We start from the raw sequence: 16826 nt of genomic DNA, 5'->3' as shown, positions 1-16826 counted from the left end.
ACGATGACTGGCGGCGCGCCCGAAAGTCGCCAAACCCGAAACTTTCCTGACCAATCCGCCGCCGTGCCATCGCTGCCCTCAATCTCTCGTTCAAGAAGAGCGAATCACAAACAGCAAATGCCGTCCACAGCTACCCGCGCACAGGTCTCATCAGGCCGCAGCCGACTTCTCGCCCCCGTTCGAACCGGGGCGGATGCCGATCATGTGGCACACGGCATAGGCCAGATCGGCCCTGTTCATGGTGTAGAAGTGGAAATCGCCCACCCCGCGCTCGATCAGGTCGTGCACCTGCTCGGCCGCGATGGCGGCGGCGACCAGCGCATGGGTCTGCGGATCGTTCTCCAGCCCGGCGAAGCGCTCGCGCAGCCATGCCGGCACATGCGCGCCGGCGCGGGCCGAGAAATTGGCCACCTGCACGATGTTGTGAACCGGCAATATGCCGGGAACGATGGGGATATAGATGCCGGCCCGGCGCACCCGCTCGACGTAGCGCTCATAGATGTCGTTGTCGAAGAAGAACTGGGTGATCGCCCGCGTCGCGCCATTGTCGACCTTGCGCTTGAGCATGTCGATATCGGTGGCGAAATCCGGGCTCTCCGGGTGCTTTTCCGGGTAGGCCGAAACGGAAATATCGAAATCGCCCTGCCGGCGCAGCGCCGCCACCATTTCCGCGCCATTGGCATATCCGTCGGGATGCGGCTGGTAGCCGGTGCCGACCCCCGTTGCCGGATCGCCGCGCAGCGCGACGAAACGCGTCACGCCGAGGTCCGCGAACTGCCGGATCACCGCATCGACCTCGTCGCGCGAGGCATCGATGCAGGTCAGGTGCGCGGCAGGCGAAAGGTCCGTCTGGTGCAGGATGCGGGCCACCGTGCGCGCCGTGCGCTCCCGGGTGGAGCCGCCCGCCCCATAGGTCACAGACACGAAATGCGGCTGGAGCGGCTGGAGACGTGTGACCGTATCCCACAGCCGCGTTTCCATCTCGTCGCTCTTCGGGGGGAAGAACTCGAAGGAAACGCGAATGCCCTCGCCGATATCGGGACGACGCGAAAAACGGTACTGACTCATCAGGCGACTTCCCCGAACTGGGCGGTTTGCAATGTTTCAACGGGATCTGCGATCAGCAGGCGGCGATCGCGGCCGAGCCAGAGCTTTACCGTCAGCCGGGCGCCGTTGTTGCCGCTCGGCTCGAATTCCTGGCTGCTTTCGAGGTCGAGTCCCGCCTCAGTGAACCATTCCCCGATCTGGCGGTCGGAAAAGCCGAGACGCTGGTGCGCATGCTCCTCGCGCAGGAATTCCAGCGTGTGGGGCGCGAAATCGACGATGATCAGCCGTCCCGACGGACGCAGCAGACGCGCCGCCTCGGCGATGGCGCGTGCGGGATCGTCGAGATAGTGCAGCACCTGGTGGATGGTCACGAGGTCGTAGGCGTCGCGCTCCACCGGCGGCGCGAAGATATCGCCCTGCCGCACCTGCGCATTGGTAACGCCGGCGCGGTCCAGGTTGGCGCGCGCCACCGCCAGCATCTCGCGCGACATGTCGATGCCGACGCCGCGCCGGTAGAGCGGCGCAAGAATCTCCAGAAGACGCCCGGTGCCGGTGCCGAGGTCCAGCATGGACTGGAACGGCCGCTTGCCGACCAGTTCCAGCAGCGCCGTCTCGACCGCCCTGTCGGGCACATGCAGCGAGCGGATTTCATCCCAGCTCGCGGCGTTGCGGGAGAAATACTCCGTCGCCCTCTCCTGCCTGCGGCGCTTGACGGTAGCGAGCCGCTCCATGTCGCGCTCGATCTGCGGATCGGCAGGGTCGACACCCGCAATCAGCCGCAGCACGAAACCGCGCGCCGCGTCCTGATCGGAAAGGCGGAAAAAGGCCCATGAGCCTTCCTGATAGCGGCCGATCAGATCGGCCTCCATCAGGAGCTTCAGGTGCCGCGACACACGCGGCTGCGACTGGCCGAGAATCTCGGTCAGGTCGGAAACCGTAAGATCGCCCCGTGCCAGAAGAACCAGAATGCGCAGCCGGCTGGATTCGGCAGCGGCCTTCAATGTATCTACCATCGTATCGAGCGCGACGTTCATGCCCAGGCTCTCTCCGAGTAACAACAAGAAAGATATAAAGATATGTTTATGTCATTCTCGCCAAATTTGCAATGGGTGATTTCCGGGATGTCGGGCCTGTGGATGAACGGGGACCGCACGGATGTTTGAACCGCGCGACGGTGAGCGAAGACTGGCTGACGACCCTGCCGGAATGAAGCCGGACGGACATGTCGTCTTCATCGGCCATATCTCTTCGCCATGGGTGGAGAGAGAAGATTGCCCTAAAAACATGCGGCAGGCGCGCGAGCGCAATGCCCCGGCCCGCCTCACGCTCGACCCCGCCTATCGGGAAGGGCTGGCCGGACTGGAGAACTACAGCCACATCCACATATTGACATGGCTGCATCATTCCCCGCGGAATCTGATCGTGCAAAAACCGCGCCATGCACCTGAAGCCAAAGGCGTTTTCGCGCTTCGCTCGCCCGCCCGCCCCAACCCTGTCGGTCTTCATACGGCAAGGATCGTCCGTATCGACCGGAGTGCCGGGACGATAGAACTCGACGCCATCGACGTGCTCGACGGCACGCCGGTGCTCGACATCAAGCCTTATTTCCCGTCGGTCGACGCCATCGCGGACGCCGCCATCCCGCAGAAGGACTGAATGTGAACCGTTCCACCGGGCGGCAGAAGTCCATCGCCAAAGCGCTCACCGTGCTGCTGCCGATGGCGCCCTATGCCGATATAGAGAAGATCCGGACAGACGCCGGCGCGCCGCACCTGAAGGCCCTGCCCGCCTCCATCGCGGTCTGGCTGGCAACGGTGGCCCATATCCGCCACGCCCACACGGACTACGAGAAGCTGCTGGCCGAAGGCTACGATCGCGATTCGGCCCGTTTCTTCGTCGTCGACGAGATCAACGCGTGGCTGACGAAATGGCGTGCCACGCGGTTGCTCGATCCGGACGACGACGACGTTTGAGCTCCGGCATCAGCCCTTACGCACCGCCACGATGAACAGGCGCGGGAAACGCAGCAGCACCTTGCCGTCCGCGGCTGGCGGATAGGCGGCCGCGATCTTCTCCAGATAGCGGGAAAGAAACGCCTGCCGCTCATCCTCTTCCAGCGGATCGATGAACGGCTTCAAGCCGGTCGATTTCAGCCATTCGACGATCGCATCCGGCCCGGCCAGAGGGTGGTTGTAGAACGTGTGCCATATATCGAGGCGCGCGCTCAGCGGCGTCAACAGGTCGTAATAAAGCCGGACCGGCGGCAGCGGATCGCGCGCCGCATCGGCGATCTTCGACGCAAAAGGCATTTCCGCCGCCGTCTCTCGCATCAGCCGGTGCGATGGCTCGCCGAGATTGTCCGGCATCTGCACGGCCAGCGTGCCGCCCGGCACAAGCTGCTCCATCAGCCGAACCAGAACCTGCGGATGGTTTGGCAGCCACTGGAATACGGCATTGGCAAACAGCACGTCCGCCTTCTGCGAAGGCACCCAGCTTTCGGCGTCGGCCAGATCGAAGTGAAGGCCCGGCAGGCGCTTGCGGGCCTTGTCCAGCATGTCCGGCGAGGTGTCGATGCCGCTGACTTCAGCCTGTGGCCAGCGCGCGGCCAGCAACTCGGTCGAATTTCCCGGCCCGCAGCCAATATCCACCACGCGTTCTGGTTCGACCGCCGGCACCTGCGCCAAGAGGCCGCGCGAGGGACGCGTGCGCTCGTCCTCGAACTTCAGATATTGCGCGGCGGACCAGTCCTTCATGCATTCCTCCGGGACAGAAACGAAACGCCCCGCACTGGGCGGGGCGTTCAAGACAGAAATCAGCGCGTCAGGCGCTTGTAGGTCATGCGGTGCGGATTGACCGCCTCGGGACCGAGCCTGCGGATCTTGTCCTGCTCGTAGTCCTCGAAGTTGCCCTCGAACCATTCGACATGGCTGTCGCCCTCGAAGGCGAGGATGTGCGTGGCCAGACGGTCGAGGAACATGCGGTCGTGCGAGATGATGACGGCGCAGCCGGCATAGTTCTCCAGCGCATCTTCAAGCGCGGCCAGCGTCTCGGTGTCGAGATCGTTGGTCGGTTCGTCGAGCAGCAGCACGTTGCCACCGTTGCGCAGCATCTTGGCCAGATGCACGCGGTTGCGCTGGCCGCCCGAAAGGTTGCCCACCTTCTGCTGCTGGTCCTGCCCACGGAAGTTGAAGGACGAGCAGTAGGCGCGGGTGTTGGCTTCGAACTTGCCGAGCTTCACCACCTCGGCGCCGCCCGAGACCTCTTCCCACACGGTCTTGTTGGGATCGAGCGCATCACGGCTCTGGTCGACATAGCCGAGCCTGACCGTCTCGCCGATGCGGATCGTGCCGGCATCCGGCTTTTCTTGTCCGGTGATCATGCGGAACAGCGTGGTCTTGCCGGCGCCGTTGGGGCCGATGACGCCGACGATGCCGCCCGGAGGCAGCTTGAACGACAGGTTCTCGATCAGCAGCTCATCGCCAAAGCCCTTCGACAGGCCATCGACCTCGATGACCACATTGCCCAGCCTCTCGCCATGCGGGATGACGATCTGGGTGTCCGTGGGGCGGCGTGAATCGGCTGCCGTCAGCAGATCCTCGAATGCCTTGATACGCGCCTTGGACTTGGTCTGGCGCGCCTTCGGGCTCGACTGGATCCACTCGCGCTCGCGGCTGATGGCGCGCTGGCGGGCGTCGTCCTCGCGGCCCTCCTGCTTGAGGCGCTTGGCCTTGGCTTCCAGATATTTGGTGTAGTTGCCCTCGTATGGGATGCCACGGCCCCGATCCAGCTCGAGAATCCAGCCGGTGACGTTGTCGAGGAAGTAGCGGTCGTGGGTGATGAGCAGCACCGAGCCCTTGTAGGCGCGCAGATGCTTTTCCAGCCACGAGGTCGTTTCGGCATCGAGGTGGTTGGTCGGCTCGTCGAGCAGCAGAAGGTCCGGCTCCTCCAGCAGCAGGCGGCACAGCGCGACGCGGCGGCGCTCGCCGCCCGAAAGCGTGGTCACGTCCGCATCCTTGGACGGGCATGCCAGCGCATCCATGGCCATCTCGACCTGCTGTTCGAGATCCCAGAGGTTCAGCCGGTCCATTTCGTCCTGAAGATGGGCGGATTCGTCCGCCGTCTCGTCGGAATAGTTCATCATCAGCTCATTGTAGCGCTCGATGATGGCCGTCTTCCTGGCGACGCCGTCCATGACGTTCTCGAACACCGTCTTGTTCGGATCGAGGTTGGGCTCCTGCGCGAGATAGCCAACGGTCGCGCCCTCGGCCAGCCATGCCTCGCCGGTATATTCCTTGTCGAGGCCGGCCATGATCTTCAGGATGGTCGACTTGCCGGCGCCGTTCGGGCCCAGAATGCCGATCTTGGCGTCCGGGTAGAATGAAAGATGGATGTTCTCCAGCACCTTCTTGGTGCCGTAGGCCTTGTTGAGGCCGGCCATATGGTAGATGAACTGGCGTGCCACGCGCTCTTCCTTGAACAATTCGTGATCGGAGGTTGGCCGCTATGTAGGCGAAAGACCCCTCCGGGGCAATGCCCCACCGCGGCTTCGCCCGGCCACGGGCGGCACCGGTCATCCTCCGTCGCGCATGACCCCATGCGAATTCATCATGAGCCGATTGCGCTTGTTGCACGTAGAAGCTTTTATGCACGCAACAGGCGCTGTGCCGGATTGCCGCCGCAGGCAGGGCAGCGCCGCAGATGGTGCAACAAGGGCGGGCAACGACCGAAATGAGCTTCAACAGCCGGCGAACCCTTTCTGCGCCAGGCGGCGCAGCGCTGAACCTGTATATCGAGCCGGCTTGCGCTCAGCCGCGCGGCGTCGTGCAGATCAATCACGGGCTTGCCGAGCATGCCGCCCGCTACGCCGGGTTCGCGAAGTTCCTGTCGGCGCGAGGCTTCCATGTCTATGCGCAGGACCATCGCGGTCATGGCTTCACCCGCGCGCCCGATGCGCCAATCGGCCGCTTTGCCGAACGCGATGGCGTCGACAAGGTCATCTCGGACGTCGATGCCGTACACGACCTGATCGCCGGCGAGCATCCCGATCTGCCGGTCATCGTCTTCGGCCATTCGATGGGCGGCATGATTGCCCTGAACTATGTGCTGCGCCATTCGAACCGCGTTCACGCGGCATCCGTATGGAACTCGAATTTCCAGTCCGGCCTGCCGGCGCTCGCCGCCAGGGCGATCCTGTCCTGGGAGCGCTTCCGCCTCGGTTCCGACGTGCCCTCGCGCATGATGCCGAAGCTCACCTTCGAAGCATGGGGCAAGGCGGTTCCCGATCATCGCACGCTTTTCGACTGGCTGTCGCGCGATCCGGCCGAGGTGGACGCCTATATGGCGGACCCGCTCTGCGGCTGGAACGGATCGGTCTCGCTGTGGTTCGATCTGTTCCGCCTTGCCGCAAACGGCGCGGACGACTCTGGCTTTTCCGACATTCGCAGGGCGCTACCCTTCTATCTGGTGGGCGGGGAAAAAGACCCCGCCACCAATGGCGGCGAAAGTATGAGAAAGCTCGCCGCCCGCCTTCGGGCCATGGGTTTTTCCAGCGTCACGGCCACCACCTATGCCGGCACCCGCCACGAAAGCCTCAACGAAATCAACCGCGATGTCGTTATGGCCGATTTCGCTTCATGGCTGGATCGCGTCTGCCCGCTCAGCCTTCCCCAAGCATGAAAATTTCCGATTGAACTGGAGCAATGATCGCAATGAAAACCGGTGGACAGCTGATTGTCGAGGCGCTTGAGGCCAATGGCGCGGACCGCGTGTTCTGCGTTCCGGGCGAATCCTATCTCGCCGTGCTCGATGCGCTGCACGATTCCAGCATCCGCACCATCGTCTGCCGTCAGGAAGGCGGCGCGGCGATGATGGCGGACTGTCAGGGCCGCCTCACCGGCAGGCCGGGCATCTGCTTCGTCACGCGCGGCCCCGGCGCCACCAATGCCTCGGCCGGCGTCCATATCGCCATGCAGGATTCGATCCCGATGATCCTGTTCATCGGCCAGATCGCCAGCCATGCGAAGTACCGCGAGGCGTTTCAGGAGGTCGATTACCACGCCTTCTTCGGAGACATCGCCAAGTGGGTGGTCGAGATCGACGACGCCGCCCGTATTCCCGAACTGGTGACGCGCGCATTCGCCGTCGCCACCTCCGGCCGGCCCGGCCCAGTCATCGTTTCGCTGCCGGAGGACATGCTGGTTTCCGAGGTCGACGCCCCGGCTGCCCTGCCCTTCACGCCGGTGGAGACGCGGCCCGGCGACGCGGAACTGGACGAGCTGGAAAAGCTGCTGGGTGAGGCAAAACGCCCGTTCGTCATTCTCGGCGGCACCCGCTGGAGCGACGAAGCGGTCGCGCGCATGCAGCGCATTTCGGAAAACTGGGCGCTTCCGGTCGGCGTCTCCTTCCGCCGCCAGATGCTGTTCGACCATCTGCATGAGAACTATGCCGGCGACGTCGGCATCGGCCTCAACCCGAAACTCGCCAGCGCCATCAAACAGGCAGACCTCATCCTGCTCGTCGGCGGCCGCTTCGGTGAGATGCCTTCATCCGACTACACGCTGATGAAGAGCCCCTATCCGGACCAGAAGCTGGTCCATGTCCATGTCGACGCCAACGAGCTGGGCCGCGTCTACCGGCCGACCCTTGCCATCAATGCCTCGCCCGCCGCCTTCGTCGAGGCATTCGCCGGCCGCAGGCCGAAGGCGGCACCTGTGTGGGCGGATGAGACGAAGCAGCGTCATGCCGACTATCTTGCATGGTCCACCCCGCCCAAGACCGGCCCCGGCGCCGTGCGGATGGGTCCGATCATGGACTATCTGGAAGGCGAGCTCCCTGAAGACGCGATCATCTGCAACGGCGCGGGCAATTTCGCCACATGGATGCACCGCTTCCATCGCTTCCGCCGCTACAACACGCAGGCCGCGCCGACCTCCGGCTCCATGGGCTACGGCGTGCCGGCCGGCGTCGGCGCAAAAAGCCTGTTTCCGGAGCGCGAAGTGATCGTATGGGCCGGCGACGGCGATTTCCTGATGCATGGGCAGGAATTCGCCACGGCCGTGCAATACGACCTGCCGGTCATCGTCGTCATTCTCAACAACGGCATCTACGGCACGATCCGCATGCATCAGGAGCGGGACTATCCGGGCCGCGTTTCCGGCACCAGCCTGAAGAACCCGGATTTCGCCGCCTATGCGCGCGCCTTCGGCGGGCATGGCGAAACGGTGGAGACCACCGATGCCTTCGCGCCCGCCTTCGAGCGCGCAAGGGCGAGCGGCAAGCCGGCGATCATCGAGATCAGGCTCGATCCCGAAGCCATCACCCCCGCCCGCACGCTCACCGACATCCGCGAGAAGCGATAGGCGGCTTTCTGGCCGGAGCGTGGATCGAAACGCTCCGGCAGCCGCATCGCGGCATCGTCCAAGCCGGTGCGCCCGGGAATCTGGCCGGGCACTGCTTCAGGTGCCTTGCTGGCGAAAGCAGCCGCCTTGGACGGTGACATTGACGGCTGCTTTCTCCTGCCGTCCGCCTCAGGCAAAAAACCCCGCCTTGAGACGGGGTTTCATTGCGGGCAAGCCGGTTGCTCAGCGGCCGGGCGCCATCTGCTTCGTCGGCGTCGCCGCCGCTTTCGGCGCAATGTCACCTTTGTCCGTTGTCATGCTGCTGCCCCGCACCTTGCAGAAATAGGCTGCTTGGGCGTGCGACACCTGCAATGTGGTTCCGGTCGATGTCACGCCGTTCTCGCACTTGATCGTGTAGACGCCGTTCAGAACATGGATCGAGTAGGCGTAGGCACCGGAGACCGATGCAAGAAGCAGTGCAGATGCGACAGCAGCCCTGGCGATGTTTCTGATGGTCATTGTCAATTCCTCCCGTTGAACATGCTGGAAGGATGCCCGGCGGCATTTGAACCTGTTCTGAAGGCGGCATTCAGTCCATGTTCATGCAAACGGGCAGAGGTAAGTCGCCCGCAGGCGTCGCCCCCCCTCCCGGGAGCGGGACCCAAAGCCGAAATGCGCGCCGGCTTTCACCGGCGCGGCGGTTGCCGCCTTAGCGAGAAGCGCGAAGCCGGAAAAAGGCTTGCCAAAAACCGGCGAGCCGTTTTCGGCGATCAAACCGTCGCCAGCGCCTGCGCCACATCGGCCACCAGATCGTCGGGATGCTCGACCCCGATCGACAGGCGGATGGTGGTGTCCAGCACGCCGATGCGCTGGCGCACCTCCAGCGGAACCCCCGAATGGGTCATCGCCGCCGGGTGGCTGGCCAGCGATTCCGTGCCGCCGAGGCTGACGGCCAGCTTGAACAGTTGCAGCGCATTGAGGAAGGCGAAAGCCGCCTTCTCCCCGCCGCGAATATCGAAGGAGAAAGTCGATCCCGCGCCCGTGCACTGGGCCCGGAACACCTTCGCCGAAGGACTTTCGGCCTCGAGAAACGGCAGGTAGTGAACTCTTTCGACCTTGGCGTGATCGCGCAGGAATTGCGCCACGATCCTCGCATTGGCGTCGGCCTTCTCCATGCGCAGCGCCAGCGTTTCCAGCGAGCGGCCGAGCATCCAGCACGAATGTGCGTCGAGTTGCGTGCCGATAGCCCCGCGCAGGGCCTTGATCGGCCTGATGACCTCCTTCCGGCCCATCGCCGCGCCGGCGATCAGGTCGGAATGGCCGCCGACATATTTGGTCAGCGAATAGAGCGAGACATCCGCGCCGAGTTCGACCGGGCGCTGGAACACCGGGCCGAGCAGCGTGTTGTCGCACATCACCACCGGGCGGTGCCCCTGCGATTGCTCCAGCTCGTCGGCAACCGCCTTCATCAGGGCAAGATCGATGACGCTGTTGATCGGATTTGACGGCGTTTCCACCAGAATGACGGAAACCCTGCCCCGCGCGGCAGCGGCCCTCGCCGCCTTGCGCACCGCATCGCCGTTCACACCGTCCGAAAAGCCCTCGGCACCGATATCGAGCCCCGCCAGCGTGCGCGCCAGAAGCACTTCCGTTCCGCCATAAAGCGGCTGCGAATGCAGCACCACATCGCCGGGCCGCGCATAGGCCAGGATCGCCGTGGTGATGGCCGACATGCCCGACGAGAACAGCACGCAGCTTTCCGTGTTTTCGTAAACGGCAAGCCGGTCTTCCACAATCTCGCTGTTGGGGTGGTTGAAGCGCGAATAGACCAGTCCCGCGGCCGTGCCTTGCGGCGGCTCCTTGCGGCCTGAGGTGTAGTCGAAGAAATCGCGCCCCTCCTCCGCCGAGCGGAACACGAAAGTCGAGGTCAGGAACACCGGCGGCTTCACGGCCCCTTCCGAAAGCAGCGGATCGAAGCCGTAGCTCAGCATCATGGTTTCAGGATGGAGCTTGTGGTTGCCGATATGTGTTCTGGAGGGTTTTGGCGCTGTCATGACGATCCCCGGAAATGGCCTTGCGGCCCTTTTTCAGTCTGCTGCGCAATCTAGCGCAAGCGGGAGGCTCAATCCTTGCTATTTTCGATCAATCGTGGCTGATATGGCGCAATCCATATCCAATGACCTTCATTTATGACGCAGAAAATTGCCGACGATTTCGATCGCAAGATACTGAGAGAGTTGCAGGCCGATGGACGCCTGCCGAATATCGAGCTGGCCGAACGCATCGGCCTGTCGCCGTCGCCATGCCTGCGCCGCGTGCGGCGACTGGAGGAAACGGGCGTCATCCGTGGCTACACGGCATTGGTCGATCCGGCAGCCTGGGGCTGGACCATGACGGCCATCGCCACCATACGCCTCGTCCAGCAGAACGAGGACGACATCGTCATGTTCGAACAGGCCGTGCGCGGCTGGGACGAGGTGCTGGAATGCCATCTCGTCACCGGCTCGCGTGACTATATGCTGAAAGTCGCCGCCCGCGACCTTGGCGAATATGAGCGCTTCATCAAGGAGAAGATCGCGCGCCTGAAATGCGTCGCCTCGATCGAGACCAGCTTCATCATGAACACCATCAAGGAGCGGCGCATCTGATGCCGGCCAGAGCATTTTGCAGCCGAATGGAAACATTCGGCGTCGCATAAATGCAGTATAAACAAACATTTAGATCATTTCATCGATTCCGTGAAACGACGAAATGATCTAATGCGCATCGCGATCCTCCGGATTCGCGCCTGATGCTTTAAGCTCTTGTTTTCACATATGCCGCTGTTCCGAAACAGGTTCCCGCTTTCGGGCGACATGCTTCAGGCATTTGCTGCGCGTGCACGACAGATTCACGCAGGAAAGGGGCGGTTTCCCGCCCCTTTCGTTTCATGTAGAGCCGGTTGGCGTTACTGCAGCGCCTTGTCGGTGATCGCCGTCGTAAAGGCTCCCTCCGGCTCCTTTGTGATGATCTTCTGGTCGAGCAGCGCCTTGGCCGTACGCTCATAGACGACCGGATCGAGCTTGCCGTCGCCGATCAGCTTCGCCACCTCGCCCACCATGCGCTGCTGGTGATTTTCATCCTGCCCGCCGGCTTCCATCACGGCTTCCGCCGCTTCTTCCGGATTGTCGACGGCATATTTCCAGCCCTTCATGGAAGCGCGCACGAAGCGCACCATCTTGTCCTCGAAAGCCGGGTCCTTGAGGTTGTCCTCGATGACATAGAGCCCGTCTTCCAGCAGATCGTTGCCAAGTTCGGTGTAGTTGAACACGACCAGATCTTCCGGTTTGAAGCCTGCGTCGATGGCCTGCCAGTATTCGTTATAGGTCATCACCGAGATGCAATCCGCCTGCTTCTGGATCAGCGGCTGCACATCGAAGCTCTGCTTCAGCACGGTCACACCATCGGGACCGCCCTCGGTGGGCAGGCCAAGCTTGTTCATCCAGGCATAGAACGGATATTCGTTGCCGAAGAACCAGACGCCAAGCGTATGCCCCTTGAAATCGGCTTCCGTCTGCACCGGGCCATCCTTCGGGCAAATGAGCTGGAGGCCGGACTTCGCATAGGGCTGGGCGATGTTGACCAGCTTGACGCCCTTGTCGCGCGCCGCCAGTCCGGCCGCCATCCATGTCACGATCACATCGGCGCCACCGCCGGCGATCACCTGCTCGGGGGCGATGTCCGGCCCGCCGTTCTTGATCTCGACGTCCAGCCCCTCTTCCTCGTAGAAACCCTGTTCCTTGGCCACGAAGTAGCCGGCGAACTGGCCCTGCGCCACCCATTTGAGTTGCAGCACCACCTTGTCGGCAGCCATGGCCTGGGCCGCCGCCAGCGACATGGCTCCCGCCAGCAATGATACGAGCATTTTTCTCATTGTTCTCACCCTCTGAAAGAGCCGCCTAGCCACCACGGATAGACGGATGCCAAAACGTGACGGCGCGCTCCACCAGCGCCACCACCCCGTAGAACAGCGTGCCGGCCAGCGCCGCCACCGCGATTTCTGCCCACACCATGTCGATGTTCATGCGCCCGACCTCAGTGGAGATGCGGAACCCCATGCCCACCACCGGCGTGCCGAAGAACTCGGCCACGATCGCGCCGATCAGCGCCAGTGTGGAGTTGATCTTCAGCGCGTTGAAGATGAAGGGCATAGCCGCCGGCAGCCGAAGCTTGAAAAGCGTCGGCCAGTAGCCGGACGCATAGGTGCGCATCAGGTCGCGCTCCATATGCCCCGAGGCGGAAAGCCCCACCACCGTGTTCACCAGCATGGGGAAGAAGGTCATGATCACCACGACCGCCGCCTTGGAAGGCCAGTCGAAGCCGAACCACATGACCATGATGGGTGCCACGCCGATGATCGGCAGCGCCGCCGCCATGTTGCCGATGGGCAGAAGCCCGCGCCGCAGGAACACGAAACGATCGGCGGCGATGGCCGCGATGAAGCCGGCGCCGCAGCCGATGATATAGCCGGCCAGAACCGCCTTCAGCACCGTCTGCCTGAAATCGGCGGCGAGCACCGCCGTCGAGACTCCGATGCGTTCGGCGATGGCGCTGGGCGGCGGCAGGAGCAGGAAGGGAATCCCCGCGCCGCGCACGATCGCCTCCCACAGGATGAGCACCCAGGCACCGAAGATCAGCGGAATGATCAGCCCAAGCAGCCTCTTTTCGTTCGGCGAAGCGGGTTTCAGCATCGAAAGCACCGTCACGCAGCGCCAGGCAAGCAGCCATGCGCCGGAAAGCGCCAGATAGAAGGAAGCCCCCGCCTGCCCTTCGTGGCCGGCAACACCGCTGAGCAGCAGCCATGCCGCCCCATGCGCGCCAATGAAGAGAAGCACGGCCTGCGCCACCGGCCTGCCGCCCATGGTCAGGGTTCCGGCCGCCGCGAGCGCCACAAGTCCGAGCGCCGGCCACACATTGCCGGGGCCGCCGCCCGGGGCCGTTGCCAGTTGCAGGACCCCGCCGGTGACGACCGCCAGAAGCGCAAGCGCGATCTGCCATGGAAGTGACGCCCTCATGCCGGCCTCCCGCCCATGGCGTAGTCGGTGATCCGTCCCGCAAGCCCCACCAGCGCCACCAGCATGACGGCGACCAGCGAGCCGGCCACCAGCGCCGCCCAGATGTCGATGGTCTGGCTGTAATAGGCTCCGTTCAGGAGTTTCGCACCGATGCCGGCGACCGCACCGGTCGGCAATTCGGCGACGATGGCGCCGACGAGGCTTGCCGCCACCGCCACCTTCATCGACGCGAACAGGAACGGCAGCGACGCGGGAACCCGAAGCTTCCAGAACACCTGGGGACGGGTGGCGTTATAGGTGCGCATCAGGTCCAGATGCATCACTTCGGGCGAGCGCAGCCCCTTCACCATGCCGACTGCCACGGGGAAGAAGGACAGGTATGTCGAGATCAGCGCCTTCGGAAACAGGCCGGTGATGCCGATGGAGGCGAACACCACCACCACCATCGGCGCGATGGCGAGGATCGGGATGGTCTGCGAGGTGATGATCCACGGCATCAGGCTGCGGTCGAGCGAGGCGAAATGCACGATTCCGACGGCAATCAGGATGCCCAGCGCGGCCCCGAAAGCGAACCCGACGAAGGTCGACGAAAGCGTCACCCATGCATGGTAGATGAGGCTGCGGTTGCTCCACGGCTTCACCGTGAAGGTGGATTTGTAGAAGTTCTGCGCCACCTGATGCGGGGCCGGCAGCGTCGGCTTGGGCTGCGACCAGGTGCGCATGAGGAATTCGAGCTGGCCGGGCGTCTCGCCGGCGCGGCGGTCGAGATCGCGCTGGAACGGCCCGTTCAGCACCACCGCGAAGGCGTACCAGGCAACCACCAGAATGGCCAGCAGCGTGCCGACAGGGACGATTTTGGATTGAAAACTGTCCATGCCGGCCCTCAGTCCTCGTAGCTGTGGCCGGCCTTGAGGCCGTCGCGCACCCGCGCTGCGATGGCCAGGAACTCCGGGCTTTCGCGGACATCGAGCGGCCGCTCGCGCGGCAGATTGGTGTCGATGATGTCGGTGACGCGGCCCGGGCGCGGCGACATCACCACGATGCGGGTGGAAAGGTAGACCGCCTCCGGGATCGAGTGGGTGACGAAGCAGATCGTCTTGTTTGTGCGCGCCCATAGCTCCAGCAATTGCTGGTTGAGATGGTCGCGGACGATCTCGTCCAGCGCGCCGAAAGGCTCGTCCATCAGCAGCAGGTCGGCGTCGAAGGCGAGCGCACGGGCAATGGAGGCGCGCTGCTGCATGCCGCCCGAAAGCTGCCACGGATATTTCTTCTCGAAACCGGCGAGATTGACCAGTTCGAGCGTGCGCCTGATGCGCTCGGCCCGCTCGGCCTTGGAAATTCCCATGATTTCCAGCGGCAGGGCCACATTGTCTGCGATGGTACGCCATGGAAACAGCGCGGCTGCCTGGAACACATAGCCATAGGCGCGGCGCTCGCGCGCCTGCTCCGGCGTCATGCCGTTCACCATTATGGTGCCGGAGGTCGGCTTTTCCAGATCGGCGATCACCCTGAGCAGCGTGGTCTTTCCGCAGCCCGAAGGGCCGATGAACGAAACGAATTCCCCCTTGCCGATGGTGAGGTCGACATTGCTGAGCGCCTGCACCGGGCCATCGTTGGTGTTGAAGACAAGGCCGAGTTTGCTGGCGGCGACCACATCGGCAACGCCGCTTTGCGTGACCGGGAGTGCGGGGGCTGGCTTGTGGCTGGCTATCGCATTCATGGAGTTTGTGCCTTTCCCCGATTATTCCTGTCGTCTGCCATGGGCCTCACACCCCTGTGGCCGGGATGCCGCTGCGCTCGATCCGGCGCGGCGCCGTGATCTCCTTCCACGTCGAGAGCGCCCGGTTCGGCGCCGCGTTTGGCTCGCGCGCCACGAACTGGCCATGGCCGGGCTTCGTCTTCATCTCGTTTTCCTGAACGACGAGTTCCCCGCGCGAGAAGACGAAGCGCGGCAGGCCGGCCACCTCCATGCCCTCGAAGACGTTGTAGTCGATCACCGACTGCTGGCCGGCGGCAGATATGGTCTTTTTCCGCTTCGGGTCCCACACCACGATGTCGGCATCCGCCCCTTCCACGATCGCGCCCTTCCTCGGATACATGTTGAGGATCTTGGCGATGTTGGTGGAGGTGACCGCGACGAACTCGTTCATCGTCAGCCGCCCGGTGTTCACGCCCCTCGTCCACAGCACCGGCATGCGGTCCTCCAGACCTCCGGTGCCGTTGGGAATTTTGGTGAAGTCACCGACGCCGAACCGCTTCTGCTCGCTGGTGAAAGCGCAATGATCGGTCGCCACCACCTGCAGGGAGCCCGATTGCAGGCCGGCCCACAGCGAATCCTGATGCAGCCTGTTGCGGAAGGGAGGGCTCATCACCCGGCGCGCGGCATGGTCCCAGTCCTTGTCGAAATACTCGCTTTCATCCAGCGTCAGGTGCTGGATCAGCGGTTCGCCATAGACGCGCATGCCCTTGCTGCGCGCACGGCGGATCGCCTCGTGGCTCTGCTCGCAGGACACATGCACCACATAGAGCGGAACGCCCGCCATGTCGGCGATCATGATGGCGCGATTGGTCGCCTCGCCTTCCACTTCCGGCGGACGCGAATAGGCGTGGCCCTCCGGTCCGTTATTGCCCTCGGCAAGCAGCTTCTGCGAAAGCGCGGCCACCACGTCGCCGTTCTCGGCATGGACGAGCGGCAGCGCGCCAAGTTCCGCGCAGCGCTGGAACGAGGCATACATCTCGTCGTCGTCTACCATCAGCGCGCCCTTGTAGGCCATGAAGTGCTTGAACGAGGGGATGCCCTTGTCCACCACCTGCGCCATTTCGTCGAACACCTGCTTGCCCCACCAGGTGATGGCCATGTGGAAGGAATAGTCGCAGGCCGCCTTCGAGGTCTTGTTGTCCCACATCTGCAAGGCTTCGAGCAGCGACTGCTGTGGCCCCGGCAGGCAGAAGTCGACCACCATCGTCGTGCCGCCGGCCACCGCCGCACGCGTGCCGCTTTCGAAATCGTCGGCGGAATAGGTGCCCATGAAGGGCATTTCGAGATGGGTGTGCGGATCGATTCCGCCCGGCATCACATAGCAGCCGGTGGCGTCGAACTCGTGGTCGCCATGCAGGTCCGTCCCGATGGCCTCGATCCTGCCGTGCCGGATGAGCACATCCGCCTTCCAGGTGCGGTCAGCGGTTACGACAGTGCCGTTTCTGATTACTCTTGTCATCCTGGTTCCCCTTGTTGCTGCCGCTTCTTTGACGAGCGGCTTTAAGCATTCGGTTCATGCGATTCAATTCATTCGACAATCCCCGCCGTATCGATGACGGCATGGAGGAGGACGTCGGCGCCGGCGGCGGCCCATTCCTTCGAGATGTCCTCGGCCTCGTTGTGCGACAG

16 protein-coding genes are annotated in these 16826 nt (G+C 63.6%); 5 read left to right on the top strand and 11 right to left on the bottom strand.

Going from position 1 to position 16826, the window contains the following annotated elements; all coding sequences use genetic code 11:
* Positions 1-150: 150 nt before the first annotated feature.
* Together metF and DES43_RS21170 are read right to left on the bottom strand one after the other, a co-directional pair.
* On the bottom strand, positions 151-1068 hold the full coding sequence (gene metF / locus DES43_RS21175) for a methylenetetrahydrofolate reductase [NAD(P)H] (protein ID WP_035033447.1): 918 nt from the start codon (positions 1066-1068) through the stop codon (positions 151-153).
* The gene (locus tag DES43_RS21170; RefSeq protein WP_035033444.1) at positions 1068-2081 is read right to left on the bottom strand and encodes an ArsR/SmtB family transcription factor; all 1014 of its coding nucleotides are present in this window, start codon (positions 2079-2081) and stop codon (positions 1068-1070) included. The genes metF and DES43_RS21170 overlap by 1 nt, the downstream gene beginning before the upstream one ends.
* Before the next feature lie 121 nt (positions 2082-2202).
* Between DES43_RS21170 and tsaA the strand changes: the two genes are divergently transcribed.
* Complete coding sequence (gene tsaA, locus DES43_RS21165) at positions 2203-2703, top strand: tRNA (N6-threonylcarbamoyladenosine(37)-N6)-methyltransferase TrmO (protein ID WP_035033441.1); 501 nt, start codon at positions 2203-2205, stop codon at positions 2701-2703.
* A gap of 2 nt (positions 2704-2705) precedes the next feature.
* Positions 2706-3020, top strand: a complete 315-nt coding sequence (locus DES43_RS21160; protein WP_035033438.1) for a DUF2293 domain-containing protein — start codon at positions 2706-2708, stop codon at positions 3018-3020.
* Between the two features lie 9 nt (positions 3021-3029).
* Here the strand turns inward: DES43_RS21160 and tam are convergent, their stop codons facing one another.
* Entirely contained in the window at positions 3030-3800 is a 771-nt protein-coding gene (gene tam / locus DES43_RS21155; RefSeq protein ID WP_133676222.1) for a trans-aconitate 2-methyltransferase, read from the bottom strand.
* Between the two features lie 59 nt (positions 3801-3859).
* Positions 3860-5509, bottom strand: a complete 1650-nt coding sequence (gene ettA / locus DES43_RS21150) for an energy-dependent translational throttle protein EttA (protein WP_035033455.1) — start codon at positions 5507-5509, stop codon at positions 3860-3862.
* Positions 5510-5775: 266 nt separating this feature from the next.
* Between ettA and DES43_RS21145 the strand changes: the two genes are divergently transcribed.
* The gene (locus DES43_RS21145; RefSeq protein ID WP_035033430.1) at positions 5776-6723 is read left to right on the top strand and encodes an alpha/beta fold hydrolase; all 948 of its coding nucleotides are present in this window, start codon (positions 5776-5778) and stop codon (positions 6721-6723) included.
* Between the two features lie 32 nt (positions 6724-6755).
* Entirely contained in the window at positions 6756-8405 is a 1650-nt protein-coding gene (locus DES43_RS21140) for a thiamine pyrophosphate-binding protein (RefSeq protein WP_035033452.1), read from the top strand.
* Positions 8406-8627: 222 nt separating this feature from the next.
* Here DES43_RS21140 and DES43_RS21135 read toward each other — a convergent pair whose 3' ends face one another.
* Positions 8628-8903: a hypothetical protein gene (locus DES43_RS21135; RefSeq protein ID WP_035033428.1), complete on the bottom strand. Its 276-nt coding sequence runs from the start codon at positions 8901-8903 to the stop codon at positions 8628-8630.
* Positions 8904-9154: 251 nt separating this feature from the next.
* Positions 9155-10438 carry a cystathionine gamma-synthase family protein gene (locus DES43_RS21130; protein WP_035033426.1) on the bottom strand — a complete coding sequence of 428 codons (1284 nt, stop codon included), beginning with the start codon at positions 10436-10438 and terminating at the stop codon, positions 9155-9157.
* Positions 10439-10573: 135 nt separating this feature from the next.
* On the opposite strand from DES43_RS21130, the gene DES43_RS21125 reads away from it, so the two are divergent.
* Positions 10574-11032 carry an Lrp/AsnC family transcriptional regulator gene (locus DES43_RS21125; RefSeq protein ID WP_035033423.1) on the top strand — a complete coding sequence of 153 codons (459 nt, stop codon included), beginning with the start codon at positions 10574-10576 and terminating at the stop codon, positions 11030-11032.
* 299 nt (positions 11033-11331) lie between these two features.
* Here the strand turns inward: DES43_RS21125 and DES43_RS21120 are convergent, their stop codons facing one another.
* Genes DES43_RS21120 through hydA form a run of 5 tightly spaced genes read right to left on the bottom strand, consistent with a single transcriptional unit; the run spans position 11332 to position 16656 of the window.
* On the bottom strand, positions 11332-12297 hold the full coding sequence (locus tag DES43_RS21120; RefSeq protein ID WP_035033420.1) for an ABC transporter substrate-binding protein: 966 nt from the start codon (positions 12295-12297) through the stop codon (positions 11332-11334).
* A gap of 25 nt (positions 12298-12322) precedes the next feature.
* Complete coding sequence (locus tag DES43_RS21115) at positions 12323-13438, bottom strand: ABC transporter permease (RefSeq protein ID WP_035033417.1); 1116 nt, start codon at positions 13436-13438, stop codon at positions 12323-12325.
* A complete protein-coding gene (locus DES43_RS21110) occupies positions 13435-14313 on the bottom strand; it encodes an ABC transporter permease (RefSeq protein ID WP_035033414.1) in 879 nt (292 codons plus the stop codon). Before DES43_RS21110 ends, DES43_RS21115 begins: the two co-directional genes overlap by 4 nt.
* An 8-nt stretch (positions 14314-14321) precedes the next feature.
* Entirely contained in the window at positions 14322-15158 is an 837-nt protein-coding gene (locus DES43_RS21105) for an ABC transporter ATP-binding protein (RefSeq protein WP_051520860.1), read from the bottom strand.
* A gap of 46 nt (positions 15159-15204) precedes the next feature.
* The gene (gene hydA / locus DES43_RS21100) at positions 15205-16656 is read right to left on the bottom strand and encodes a dihydropyrimidinase (protein ID WP_035033412.1); all 1452 of its coding nucleotides are present in this window, start codon (positions 16654-16656) and stop codon (positions 15205-15207) included.
* Positions 16657-16826 lie beyond the last annotated feature (170 nt).

Origin of the sequence: Aquamicrobium defluvii, assembly GCF_004363725.1 — a bacterium.
Taxonomy (GTDB): Bacteria; Pseudomonadota; Alphaproteobacteria; order Rhizobiales; family Rhizobiaceae; genus Mesorhizobium; species Mesorhizobium defluvii.
Note: the sequence above shows the minus strand (reverse complement) of the source record. Positions and strands in the feature narration are given on the sequence as shown.

Excerpts from the sequence above, each read along its gene's own strand:
- DES43_RS21120 (WP_035033420.1), bottom strand. The coding sequence starts at position 12,297 with ATGAGAAAAATGCTCGTATCATTGCTGGCGGGAGCCATGTCGCTGGCG.
- tsaA (WP_035033441.1), top strand. The coding sequence starts at position 2,203 with ATGTTTGAACCGCGCGACGGTGAGCGAAGACTGGCTGACGACCCTGCC.
- tam (WP_133676222.1), bottom strand. The coding sequence starts at position 3,800 with ATGAAGGACTGGTCCGCCGCGCAATATCTGAAGTTCGAGGACGAGCGC.
- DES43_RS21140 (WP_035033452.1), top strand. The coding sequence starts at position 6,756 with ATGAAAACCGGTGGACAGCTGATTGTCGAGGCGCTTGAGGCCAATGGC.
- DES43_RS21125 (WP_035033423.1), top strand. The coding sequence starts at position 10,574 with ATGACGCAGAAAATTGCCGACGATTTCGATCGCAAGATACTGAGAGAG.
- hydA (WP_035033412.1), bottom strand. The coding sequence starts at position 16,656 with ATGACAAGAGTAATCAGAAACGGCACTGTCGTAACCGCTGACCGCACC.
- DES43_RS21135 (WP_035033428.1), bottom strand. The coding sequence starts at position 8,903 with ATGACCATCAGAAACATCGCCAGGGCTGCTGTCGCATCTGCACTGCTT.
- DES43_RS21145 (WP_035033430.1), top strand. The coding sequence starts at position 5,776 with ATGAGCTTCAACAGCCGGCGAACCCTTTCTGCGCCAGGCGGCGCAGCG.
- DES43_RS21130 (WP_035033426.1), bottom strand. The coding sequence starts at position 10,438 with ATGACAGCGCCAAAACCCTCCAGAACACATATCGGCAACCACAAGCTC.
- DES43_RS21110 (WP_035033414.1), bottom strand. The coding sequence starts at position 14,313 with ATGGACAGTTTTCAATCCAAAATCGTCCCTGTCGGCACGCTGCTGGCC.
- DES43_RS21115 (WP_035033417.1), bottom strand. The coding sequence starts at position 13,438 with ATGAGGGCGTCACTTCCATGGCAGATCGCGCTTGCGCTTCTGGCGGTC.
- DES43_RS21105 (WP_051520860.1), bottom strand. The coding sequence starts at position 15,158 with ATGAATGCGATAGCCAGCCACAAGCCAGCCCCCGCACTCCCGGTCACG.
- DES43_RS21170 (WP_035033444.1), bottom strand. The coding sequence starts at position 2,081 with ATGAACGTCGCGCTCGATACGATGGTAGATACATTGAAGGCCGCTGCC.
- metF (WP_035033447.1), bottom strand. The coding sequence starts at position 1,068 with ATGAGTCAGTACCGTTTTTCGCGTCGTCCCGATATCGGCGAGGGCATT.